Genomic DNA, 10,426 nt, shown 5'->3' on the forward strand with positions numbered 1-10,426 from the left:
GGACCTCCCTTCCCGTACACGCTACTTCAGAGCGCCCGAACTGAGCCCCGACTGGATCTGCCGCTGGAAGATGATGTAGACGACCATGACCGGAAGAATGGTCATGCTCAGTGCCGCGAACAGGCCCGGCCAGTCCGCCTCGTATCCCGCCAGGGTGGAGATCCTGGCGATGCCCTGGGTGAGGACCCATTTGTCTGGGTCGCCGGCCAGGAGGACCAGGGGCAGCAAGTACTGGTTCCACTGGCCGAGGACGTTGAAGATGGTGATGCTGATCAGGCCGGGCCCGGCCATGGGAACCATGATCTGGAAGAACGTACGGGTGTGGGAGGCGCCGTCGATCTTGGCCGCCTCGGCCACCGCCTCCGGCAGGGTCCTGAAGAACGCCGCCAGGAAGAACACGGTGAACGGCAGCGAATAGGCGATGTAGACCAGCACGAGCCCGATGTGCGAGTTGAGCAGCCCGAACTGCCTGACGACGAAGAAGAGCGGCCCGAGCGCCAGGAAGATCGGGAACGCCAGCCCGGCCACGAAGAAGTAGTAGACGATCTTGTTGCCGACGAACCGGTAACGCGCCAGCACGTACGCCGCCATCGACCCGAACAACATCGTGCCCGCCGTACCGAAGAACACGACGACGACGGTGTTGAGCATGTACTGGCCGATGTGCGCGGTGTCCCACGCCCGCCCCCACGAGTCCAGCCGCACCGCGCCGGGCAGTTGCAGCGGGTCCCCGAAGATCTCGGTGTTGTTCTTGAACGACGCCAGGAACGTCCACAGCAGCGGGAGGATGATCAGCAGCGCCCAGACGGCCAGCGCCACGTGCGAGAGCCCCCCGAGCACGCTGGGCCGCGCCCTGCCCGCACCACGTGTGGCCATCTAGAGCTCAACCCTTTCACGCCTGGTCGTCCGCAGTGTCAGCACGGCGAACGTCACGGTCAGGAAGAACAGCGCCACACCCATCGCGGAGGCGTAGCCGACCTTGTTGAAGGCGAAGGCCGTCTTGTAGATGGTGATCGGGAGAATGGTCGTGGCCCCATCCGGCTCGCCCTTGTCCCCCGCGAGCACCTGGATGAGCGCGAACCCGTCGAAGGCGGCGATGCCCAGATAGATCCAGCCGACCTGCACGGTGTCGCGCAGCAGCGGCAGCGTGATCGAGAAGAACAGCCGCACGCGCCCGGCCCCGTCGAGCGCCGCGGCCTCGAAGTAGTCCTTGGGGATGGCCGCCATGCCGGCCGAGAACAGCACCACGTAGAACCCGACCGCCTGCCAGACCATCACCCCGAGGATCGACCAGAGGGCCAGCCCCGGCTCGGTGAGCCAGCCCACGGGCTCGGCGCCGAGCCTGGCCAGCACGCCGTTGAGCACGCCGTCCTCGTCCGGCCGGTAGACGGCCTGGAACAGCACGCCGACCACGGCCACGGCGAGCACCTGGGGGAAGAAGAACACCACCCGGTAGAACGTCGACCCCCAGACGCCCCTCATGCCCGCGCCGCGCGTGCCGCCGCCGAGGTTCAGCAGGAACGCCAGGAACAGCGCGATGACGATCGTCACGATCGGCAGCACGAGCAGGAGGATCCCGTGGTTGCGCAGCGCCCGCCAGAAGACCTCGTCCTCGAGGAGCAGGCCGAAGTTCTCCAGGCCCACGTACGCGAAATCGGACCGGTAGCCGTTCCAGTCGGTCAGCGAGAGCTGGAACGCCTGGATGTACGGGCTGATGACGAAGACCGCGTACAGGGTCACCGGGATGACGAGGAAGCCGGCGACGAACCCGTACTCGCGCAACCGCTGCATGGGGCTACTGGCTCCGCGTCTGCTTGGCGACGGACGAGTCGTTCTTGACCGCGTCGGCCTTCTCCTGCATCCGGTCGCAGAACTCCTGCGGGGTGCTGCGGCCGGCCATGACCACGTTGATCTGCTCGGTGCCGTAGTCGAACAGCTCCTTGTACCAGCCTTCGAACCGGGCGTCGGTGATGATGTTCTGGCCGGCCGCGTCCTGGGCGCGGGCCGCGCTCATCAGGCCGGCGGGCAGGTCGAGCCCTTCGGCGGCGCCGTTCACCACGGTGAGGTTCTTGGTCTTCTCGGTGAAGCCGCGCGCGCCCTCCTTGGACAGCATGACGCGCAGGTACTCCAGGCCGCCCCGCGGGTTCTGGCCCTTGGCCGCGACGACGAAGTTCTCGCCGACGCCGACCTGGATGGCGCCGTACGGCATCGCGTCGGAGGCGGTGACGTCGGGGATGGGGGCGATGGCGTACTCGAAGTCGGCCGGTTTGTCCTTGGCCATCTCGTTCTCGATCCAGGAGCCGACCGGGTAGAACAGCACCTCGTTCTGTAACTGCTTGACCTGGGTCTGCGTGTGGTCGAGGCCGAAGTACGCCTTGTCGCCGTACTTCGTCTGGACGTCCACCCAGACGGCGACGGCCTGGTTCACCGGCGCGGCGGTCCAGGCGTTGTCCACCAGGTTGTCGATGTCGAGGATGACCTGGTTGCCGCCGATCTTCGCGGCCGTGTAGAGGACGTTCCAGAGCTGGTAGTACGGGCCCTTCTGCCCCGGGTAGGCGAAGAGCAGGATGCCCTCCTGCTTGGCCGTCTCCCCCAGCGCCGTGAACTCGGCCCACGTCTTCGGCACCGTCCACTGCCTGGACTCGAACAGCTTGGCGTTGTACCAGAGCGCGCGGTGGGACACGGTGTAGTTGAGCACCAGGTCCCTGCCGTCGATCTTGGCGTTGTCGAGCACGGCGGGCGTGACGGTGTCGCGTACCTTCTTGGCCGGGTCGTCGATCGAGGGCGCGTCGAACAGCGGGGTGAGGTCGGCCAGGTGGCCCTCCGCGGCCAGCGCGGCCAGGTCCATCGACTCGGGGCCCGAGTTGTTGAGCACGTCAGGGGCGTCGCCGCCGATGAAGCGCGGGCGGAGTTGGGTGCCGATCTGCTGGGTGGCGGTGTGCTTGATCGAGACGCCGGGGAACGCCTTCTTGTAGAGCTCCTCGTGCAGGTCCTTGGCGTACGCGTCGCCGTACCCGCCGCTGAAGATGACCACTTCGAGCGGCTTCTTCGCGTCGGCGCCGAACGGGTTCTTCGGATTCGCGGAGGCGGCGATCGAGGTCGCGGGCGCGGCCGTGGGGTCGCCTCCGGCGCCCGCGGTGGCGCAGGCGCTCAGCAGGCCCGCGCCAGGCCCGGCGACGAACGCGGTCATGCCGATGCGGTGGAGCAACTGACGCCGAGTGATGTCGCCCGGGTGTGTCATGGGGGGCTCCCGAAGAGGAATTAGGAAAGTTTCCTAAACGTTTGCCCGAACGTATGGACGCCTGCCGACACCCGTCAAGAGGGCGCAATCGAGACGTGACCTTGCCGTGATCCCTTCACTGGAGAGCGCTCATGGGGCGAGCAGGTGGGCGCGGGTCTCCGCGAACGCCTGGTCCGTTCCCTCCAGTGCCCTGGCCACGTCGTCCTCCGTGTGCGCGGCCGACATGAACCAGTTGTGCCACGGGTGGAGGTACACGCCGTGCCGCAGGCAGGCGTCGCTCCAGTACATCGCGGTGGACAGGTCGGCGTCCCCGTCGAAGCTCAGCCAGGGGATCGTCACGGGCCCGGTCTGGTTCACCACGAACCCGTGCGACTTGGCCTGCGTGTGCAGCCCTTCGCGCAGCAGGGTGCCTGCGTGTTCCATGGCGGCGATGCCGCCGGTGTCGCGCAGGGTCTCGATGGTGGCCTTGGCGGCGGCCATCGCGACCGCGGAGAACCAGAACGAGCCGGTCGAGTAGAGCGTCTGGGCGGGTCCGCGCAGCGCGTCCGTGCCGGTGACCGCGGCGATCGGGTAGCCGTTGGCCATGGCCTTGGACCAGGCCGTCAGGTCCGGGCGCACGCCGTACGGCTCCCACGAGCCGCGCAGGTCGATCCGGAACCCGGCCCGCACGTCGTCGATCACCAGCGCGGCCCCGAGCCGGTCGGCGAGGGCGCGGGCGCCGCGCGCGAAGGCGGGCTCGACCAGCTCCTGGTCCTCGAAGGAGTCGTGCTTGAACGGCGTCACGATGATCGCCGCCACGTCCCCCTCCACGGTCGCCGCCGCGGCCTCCAGCGACTCCAGCGAGTTGTACGCGAACTCCACCAGGTCGGCCCGCTCGTTCGGCGTCGTGCCCGACAGGGACGGCGTGCACCACGGGTCCGCGCCGTGGTAGGCCCCATGCGCCATCAGCACCTTCGTGCGCCCCGTGGCGGCCCTGGCGACCATGAGCGCCTGCGTGGTGGCATCGGTGCCGTTCTTGGAGAACATCGCCCAGTCCGCGCTCGGCACGGTGTCCACCAGCAGCTCGGCCAGCTCCACCATGATCGGCCCTGGGCCGTTGAGGCAGTCGCCGAGCGCGGCCTGGCGGGCGGCCGCCTCCTCCACGCGCGGGTGCCGGTGCCCGAGCACCACGGGGCCCCAGCTGCACATGAAGTCGATGTACTCGCGGCCGTCCACGTCCCACTGGCGGCAGCCGTCGCCGCGGGCGAAGAACTGGGGGTAGCCGGGGGCGAAGAGGGCGGCGTTGAGGTGGCCGTACATGCCGCCTGGCACGACCTTCTGAGCGCGTCCGCGCAGGTCCGCGTCGGTCATTGGAGGATCCTCAGGGTCGATTCGAGATCGGTGAGTCCGGCGTCCGAGCCGAGGCCGGTGGCGACGCGGGCGGCGGCGGCCGTGCCCCAGCGGGCGGCGGTCGGCACGTCCTGGCCGTGCAGCAGGCCGGTGAGGAAGCCCGCGCAGTACGCGTCCCCGCAGCCCGTGGTGTCCGAGACGTCCGTCTTGATGGCCGGCACCTGCTCCGTCCCGTCCCGGGTGACCACGAGGCTGCCGTCGGCGCCGAGGGTGACGAGCACGCCGCGGGGTCCTCCCGCCAGCAGCGCGGCGGCGGCCGCGGCGACGTCGCCCTCCCCCGTCATGAGGCGGGCCTGGGTCTCGTTCGGCAGGACGTAGTCGACGTGGGGCAGGAAGGCGCGGGCCATGGCCAGCAGGTCCGGCAGCTCCGAGAGGAGGTCCATGGTCACGAGGGTGCCGGACGCGCGTACCTCGTCCAGGAGGGCGAAGAAGGCCGGGTCGCCGAGGCCGAAGGTGACGTCCATCCCGCCCAGGTGGATCGCCCGCGCGCCGCGCAGCACGCCGGGGTCCAGGTCGGCGTACGTCACCGTGAGGTTCGCCCCTGGCACGTGGAAGCTGGGCCGGCCGCCGTCCGGCCTGATGGGCAGGATCGAGGCGGCGGTCTGCTCCCCCGGCCTGCGCGCCAGCCGTGAGACGTCCACCCCGCGCCTGGCAAGCACGGACAGCAGGAAGTCACCCAGTTCGTCGTCGCCGACCGCGCCCATGGTGACCACGGAGTTGCCCAGCTTCACCAGGTCCACCGCCGTGCCCGCGGCGGCGCCGGCCGCCGTGAGGCGGATCTGGTCGACCAGCACGGTGTCCTGACCGTCGGGAATGTGCTCGACAGGCCGGGCGAGGATGTCGACGATGTGAACGCCGACCGTGGCGACGGTCATAGTTCAAATAGACAGATGTCCGAATAAAAGTCAATGAGTCGGGGATCAAGCGGCTTTCGATCGATTGCCCCATTTCGGACGAACGACTACGTTCAGCCGCATGAGCCTGCGCGAGCAGTTGTGCGAATACGGGCGGCGCGCCGTCGACCTCGGCCTGGTCATCGGCACCTCCGGCAACCTGAGCGTGCGCCAGGGTGACCGGGTCGCGGTCACGCCGTCCGGCGCCGCGCTCGACCGGCTGACGCCCGAGATGTGCCCGATCGTGGACATCGAGGGCCGCCTGGTGGAGGGCGACCTACAGCCGTCCAGCGAGACCCCCATGCACCTGGCCGTCTACGCGGCCACCGACGCCCAGGCCATCGTGCACACGCACTCCGTGTTCGGCACGGTGGTGGCCACGACGATGACCGAGCTGCCCCCGGTCCACTACAACGCGCTGCTGCTCGGCGGCGTGGTCAGGGTGGCCGAGTACGCCACGTACGGCACGCCGGAGCTGGCCGCCAACGTGCGCGCCGCGATGGAGGGCAAGCGGGCCGCCCTGATGGCCAACCACGGAGGGGTGACCGTCGGGGCGACCCTGGAGGAGGCGTTCGAGGCCACCCGCCTGCTGGAGTGGCTGTGCGAGGTCTACGTCAGGGCGCTCGGCGTGGGCAAGCCCGCCATCCTGACGGAGAAGCAGCTCGCCGCCGTGGTCGAGCGCTCGCTGGACCCGCCCTCGTTTCCCCGGCTGTGACAGCGCTATGCCAGGGCGGCCTGCTCAGCCAGGCCCAGCGGCAGCCCGCCTGAGCCCGCGATCCGGTCGTGGAACTCCTTCAGCGGCCCCTGGAACGACTCCCTGATGCGGTCGATCTCGATCGCGCCCGTGAGGTACGAAGGCGCCTGCGTGGGCCAGGCGCAGTAGCGGTTGACCTCGCCCTGCGCGGTGCCAGGCGACAGCGACGCCTTCGTGGCCATGAACGTCTCCGCCTCCTCGATCGACATGTCCTCGCAGTGCAGCGCCGTGTCCACGACGATCCTGGCGGCGCGGAAGATCCGGCAGTCGAGGTGGGCGAGCTCGGTGGCCGGGGTGTCGAAGTAGCCCTGCTCGTGCAGGAGCTTCTCGACGTAGAGCGCCCAGCCCTCGGTGAAGTACGGCGTCCTGAAGACCTTCCTGACGGTACGCGGATTGCCCGCCATGTAGGACAGGTGCCAGTGATGCCCCGGATACGCCTCGTGGACGCTGATCGACGGCATCTGGGCCCGCGAGTTGGTGCGCAGGCGCTGGCGTACCTGCTCGGGGGTGAAGTCGTCAGGGGTGTAGGGGACGAAGAAGACGCCGGTGCGCGAGGCGCTCAGCGGCGGCGGCGAGAGGTAGTGGGCGACGGACAGGACGGGCCTGGTGTACTCGGCGGACGGGAGCACGTGGCAGTCCTCGCCGTCGGCGAAGGTGACCAGGTCCCGCTCCGTGACGAACTCCCGCGCGCGGCGGGTCTCGGCCTCGTACTCGGAGCGCATGTCGGCCAGGGTCGGCGGGTGGTCGTCCATGAGGGACTCCATCGCGGCCCGCCAGTTCTCGGTGCCGTTGACGCCCAGCGCGACCCCGCGCATCCTGGCGTCCAGCTCGGCCCAGGCGGCCTTGCCCTTCTCGTGCAGCTCGGCGGCGCCGTACCCGAGCAGTTCGCGCTCGCGCAGCAGCGTGGAGTAGAGCTTCTCCCCCATCCGCCAGGTGCCGCCGCACTCGAAGCCTTCGAGGAACGCGACCACCGCGTCGAACGCCTGCGCCGCCGGCTCGGCGGCCTCGGCCAGCTTCGCGCGCAGCGCGGGGTCCTCGACCATGGCGGGGATCGTGCGGGTGAGGAAGTTACGTCCGGTACGCGCCTGCCCCAGGCCGCGCTTGACCAGCAGCGGCGCCGCGAGGTCGGGGTCGAGGTTGGTCCGGCAGGCGGCCAGCACGCCGGGCACCTCGGCCAGCCTGGAGATCGCGGCGGACACCAGCTCGGGCTCCGGCTTGAGCCTGCGCTGGAACGGCGTGTACATCGCGCCGAAGATCACCGAGAGGTAGACCCCCGGATCGCGGCGCCACTCGGGCCACGCCGCGAGCGCGATCGAGCCCCTCAGCTGGGAGAGGACGAGATCCCTGTCGATCGCGTCGTCCAGGGTCGTGGCCTCGATCGTCGAGAGGCGGTCGAGCCAGCGTGCCGCCTCCCGCTCGCGGGCGGTCCAGGCGGAGGCGGTGAAGTCGCCGAGGGTGTGATCGTAGCCGTCCGCCCCGAGGTTGCTTGCGGTGACGGGACGGTCGGAAAAGTACCACTTGAGAAACTCGTCCACCGATGCACCATATCCTGATGAAATGCCCCTGCAGATCACTGGCGCGCTAGGTGACCCTGACCTGATCCGCCTCCCCTGGGACGTCCCACTGCAAGACTGGCCCCAACACCATCTGGTCGATCTGCCACGCGGCATCTCGCGGCACGTGGTGCGGTTCGCCCGGCTGTCCGGCAAGGTGTACGCGATCAAGGAGATCAGCGAACGGTACGCCAAGCGCGAGTACCAGTTGCTGTGGGACCTGGCCAGGCTGGACGCGCCCGCCGTGGAGCCGGTCGCGTACGTCACCGGCCGCGACGAGGGCCTGGACGCCGCGCTGATCACCAGGCACCTGCAGTTCTCGCTGCCCTATCGCGCGGTCATGTCGGGCACGCTGCGTCCTGACACGCTCACCCGCCTGCTGGACGCCCTGGCCGTGCTGCTCGTACGGCTGCACCTGAACGGCTTCTACTGGGGCGACTGCTCGCTGTCCAACACGTTGTTCCGCAGGGACGCGGGGGCGTTCGCGGCGTACCTGGTGGACGCCGAGACCGGCGAGATGCATCCGATGATCAGCGAGGGCCAGCGGCTCGGCGACATCGACGTCGCGCACACGAACATCTTCGGGGAGATGCTCGACCTGGAGGCCGGCGGCCTGCTGCATCCGTCGATCGACCCCATGGACACCGCGGAGGACATCGTCACCCGCTACCACCGGCTGTGGGACGAGATCACCCAGAGCGAGATCATCGAGGAGGTCGACTGGCACCGCGTGGAGCAGCGCATCAGGCGGCTGAACCTGCTGGGCTTCGACGTGGCCGAGATGATGGTGCGCCGCAAGGTCGGCACCGGGCGGCTCATCGTCCGCCCCAAGGTCGTGGACGCCGGGCACCACCAGCGGCGGCTGCTCCGGCTGACCGGGCTCGACGTGGAGGAGAACCAGGCGCGGCGGCTGCTGAACGATCTCGACGGCTTCCGGGTGGCCAAGGGCCTGCGGCACGAGGACGAGGCCATCGTGGCGCACCGGTGGCTGGCGGAGGTGTTCCAGCCGACGGTCGAGGCCATTCCCGCGGGGCTGCGCAGGAAGCTGGAGCCCGCGCAACTCTTCCACGAGATACTCGACCACCGCTGGTACCTGTCGGAGGAGGCGGGCGCCGACGTGGGGCTGGCCACGGCCGTACGGTCCTATGTGGACAACGTGCTGGTGCACAAGCCCGACGAGAAGGCGCTGCTGCCGGAGGAGGCGCACTGACGCGAAGCCTTCTCCGAGATCGACCGGTTATGCGAAGCGGTGTGGTTTTTCTGCGCCGGAGCCGTACAAAAGCTTAACCTCCGCACAATGCGTCACCCCGCCGTTCCTCTACGCTGTCCCCGATTCACGACGGCGAGGTCACGATGGAGGGAGGTCATGTGCCCGGAATCGGCTCCTGCCTGACGGAGATCATGTCCATACCAGGGGCGCTGGACGCCATGCTGGTCGACCAGACGAGCGGGATGGCGGTGGCCTTCAGCGGCCCGTCCGGGGTGGACGCGGACCGGGCCGCCGCGGCGCTGGCCGAGGTGCTGCGCGCCACCGCCGGCGGGCTGGCCCGCTCGTGCCCTGGGGACGTCGTACGCGTGGACGACATGATCGTCACCACGGACAAGGGCCATCACCTGCTCACACCGCTGGAGACGGCCGTCGAGGGGCCGCTGGTCATCTACGTGCGGCTCGATCTCGAGCGGTCGGAACCCGTCTCCGCGCGCCGGCTCCTGCGGTCGATCGCCGGCCGGTTGACGACGTGAGGCTCGACGAGCTGCTGTCCGGGCTCGCCCGCGAGCGCTCCACCGGGGCGTTGCGGCTCGGGAGGAGCGGCACGGTGTTCGTGTCCGAGGGGCGGGTGACGTACATGGAGTGCGCCCAGACGCCGGGCGTCGAGCAGCTGCTGGCGGGCAGGGGCGTGCTGCCGGACTCGGCGCTGCGCTGGGTGCGGGCGGACGGCGGGTGCGAGCGGCTGATCTCCGAGGGGGTCGTCACCGCCGGCGAGTTGCAGTACGCGGTGCGGGCGGCGGTGCTGGACGCCGCCTTCTTCCTGCTGCCGGTCAGCGAGACGCGGCCGAAGTTCCGGCCCAGGGAGGCGCACTGGCTGGGCGGTCAGTGGTTCTTCGACGTGCCAGAACTGGTACGCGAGTGCGCGCGGCGGCAGGACAGGCTGGCCGAGATCTGGCCGTCGGCCGACGTGGACGGGCTGCCGGTGCGGCCGGTCGCGAGCCTGCCCGGGCACGCCGTCACACTCAGCCGGGCCCAGTGGGAGGTGATCGTCCGGGCCGATCAGCGGGCCACGCCGCTGGAGCTGGCCAGGCAGATCGGCCGGTCGGGTTACTCGGTGCTGGTCGCGGTCCGGCAACTGGCCGCCGCCGGCCTCCTCACCCCACACCCGACCGCCGCCACCGGCCACGCCGCCGCCAGAGGGGCCGATCAGCCCGCCGGTGCCACGACCGGTCGGGGTGACGGCGCCGAGGCCGGTCAGGGTGAGGCCGACGCGGGGCCGGGGCTGCCCAGGCGGACGCGCGGCCTCGACGCGCGACCGCCGCGCCCGCCGGCCGATCCCGTGGGGGCCGATCCCGTGGGGGCCGAGCCGGTGGGGGTGGGTGCGGG

Annotated in this window: 10 protein-coding genes; 4 read left to right on the top strand and 6 right to left on the bottom strand. The window is 70.0% G+C overall.

Features of this window, described 5'->3' with window-relative positions:
* Window positions 1–21: 21 nt before the first annotated feature.
* From ITP53_RS34185 to ITP53_RS34205, 5 genes are all read right to left on the bottom strand, one after another.
* Complete coding sequence (locus ITP53_RS34185) at window positions 22–876, bottom strand: carbohydrate ABC transporter permease (RefSeq protein WP_195899591.1); 855 nt, start codon at window positions 874–876, stop codon at window positions 22–24.
* Window positions 877–1,791, bottom strand: coding sequence for a carbohydrate ABC transporter permease (locus ITP53_RS34190; protein WP_195899592.1), 915 nt, complete (start codon window positions 1,789–1,791; stop codon window positions 877–879). It abuts the gene before it with no gap.
* Window positions 1,792–1,795: 4 nt separating this feature from the next.
* Window positions 1,796–3,241, bottom strand: coding sequence for an N-acetylglucosamine/diacetylchitobiose ABC transporter substrate-binding protein (ngcE, locus tag ITP53_RS34195; protein ID WP_207756793.1), 1,446 nt, complete (start codon window positions 3,239–3,241; stop codon window positions 1,796–1,798).
* A 129-nt stretch (window positions 3,242–3,370) separates the two neighbouring features.
* On the bottom strand, window positions 3,371–4,591 hold the full coding sequence (locus tag ITP53_RS34200; RefSeq protein WP_195899593.1) for an aminotransferase class III-fold pyridoxal phosphate-dependent enzyme: 1,221 nt from the start codon (window positions 4,589–4,591) through the stop codon (window positions 3,371–3,373).
* Entirely contained in the window at window positions 4,588–5,505 is a 918-nt protein-coding gene (locus ITP53_RS34205) for a carbohydrate kinase family protein (RefSeq protein WP_195899594.1), read from the bottom strand. The genes ITP53_RS34200 and ITP53_RS34205 overlap by 4 nt, the downstream gene beginning before the upstream one ends.
* Window positions 5,506–5,605: 100 nt before the next feature.
* On the opposite strand from ITP53_RS34205, the gene ITP53_RS34210 reads away from it, so the two are divergent.
* On the top strand, window positions 5,606–6,238 hold the full coding sequence (locus ITP53_RS34210) for a class II aldolase/adducin family protein (protein WP_195899595.1): 633 nt from the start codon (window positions 5,606–5,608) through the stop codon (window positions 6,236–6,238).
* 5 nt (window positions 6,239–6,243) lie between these two features.
* On the opposite strand, the gene ITP53_RS34215 is transcribed toward ITP53_RS34210, so the two are convergent.
* Window positions 6,244–7,812, bottom strand: coding sequence for a DUF885 domain-containing protein (locus tag ITP53_RS34215; RefSeq protein ID WP_328816660.1), 1,569 nt, complete (start codon window positions 7,810–7,812; stop codon window positions 6,244–6,246).
* 22 nt (window positions 7,813–7,834) lie between these two features.
* On the opposite strand from ITP53_RS34215, the gene ITP53_RS34220 reads away from it, so the two are divergent.
* From ITP53_RS34220 to ITP53_RS34230, 3 genes are all read left to right on the top strand, one after another.
* Entirely contained in the window at window positions 7,835–9,040 is a 1,206-nt protein-coding gene (locus tag ITP53_RS34220) for a DUF4032 domain-containing protein (RefSeq protein ID WP_195899597.1), read from the top strand.
* 158 nt (window positions 9,041–9,198) lie between these two features.
* Window positions 9,199–9,573, top strand: coding sequence for a roadblock/LC7 domain-containing protein (locus ITP53_RS34225; RefSeq protein ID WP_195899598.1), 375 nt, complete (start codon window positions 9,199–9,201; stop codon window positions 9,571–9,573).
* On the top strand, window positions 9,570–10,426 hold an 857-nt coding region (locus ITP53_RS34230; protein WP_195899599.1), incomplete at its 3' end, for a DUF4388 domain-containing protein. The genes ITP53_RS34225 and ITP53_RS34230, both read left to right, overlap by 4 nt.

The sequence above is a fragment of the Nonomuraea cypriaca genome, from assembly GCF_015645445.1.
Classification (GTDB): Bacteria; Actinomycetota; Actinomycetes; order Streptosporangiales; family Streptosporangiaceae; genus Nonomuraea; species Nonomuraea cypriaca.

Coding starts and splice junctions, on each gene's coding strand:
- ngcE (WP_207756793.1), bottom strand. CDS start 3,241: ATGACACACCCGGGCGACATCACTCGGCGTCAGTTGCTCCACCGCATC.
- ITP53_RS34190 (WP_195899592.1), bottom strand. CDS start 1,791: ATGCAGCGGTTGCGCGAGTACGGGTTCGTCGCCGGCTTCCTCGTCATC.
- ITP53_RS34220 (WP_195899597.1), top strand. CDS start 7,835: ATGCCCCTGCAGATCACTGGCGCGCTAGGTGACCCTGACCTGATCCGC.
- ITP53_RS34210 (WP_195899595.1), top strand. CDS start 5,606: ATGAGCCTGCGCGAGCAGTTGTGCGAATACGGGCGGCGCGCCGTCGAC.
- ITP53_RS34185 (WP_195899591.1), bottom strand. CDS start 876: ATGGCCACACGTGGTGCGGGCAGGGCGCGGCCCAGCGTGCTCGGGGGG.
- ITP53_RS34200 (WP_195899593.1), bottom strand. CDS start 4,591: ATGACCGACGCGGACCTGCGCGGACGCGCTCAGAAGGTCGTGCCAGGC.
- ITP53_RS34205 (WP_195899594.1), bottom strand. CDS start 5,505: ATGACCGTCGCCACGGTCGGCGTTCACATCGTCGACATCCTCGCCCGG.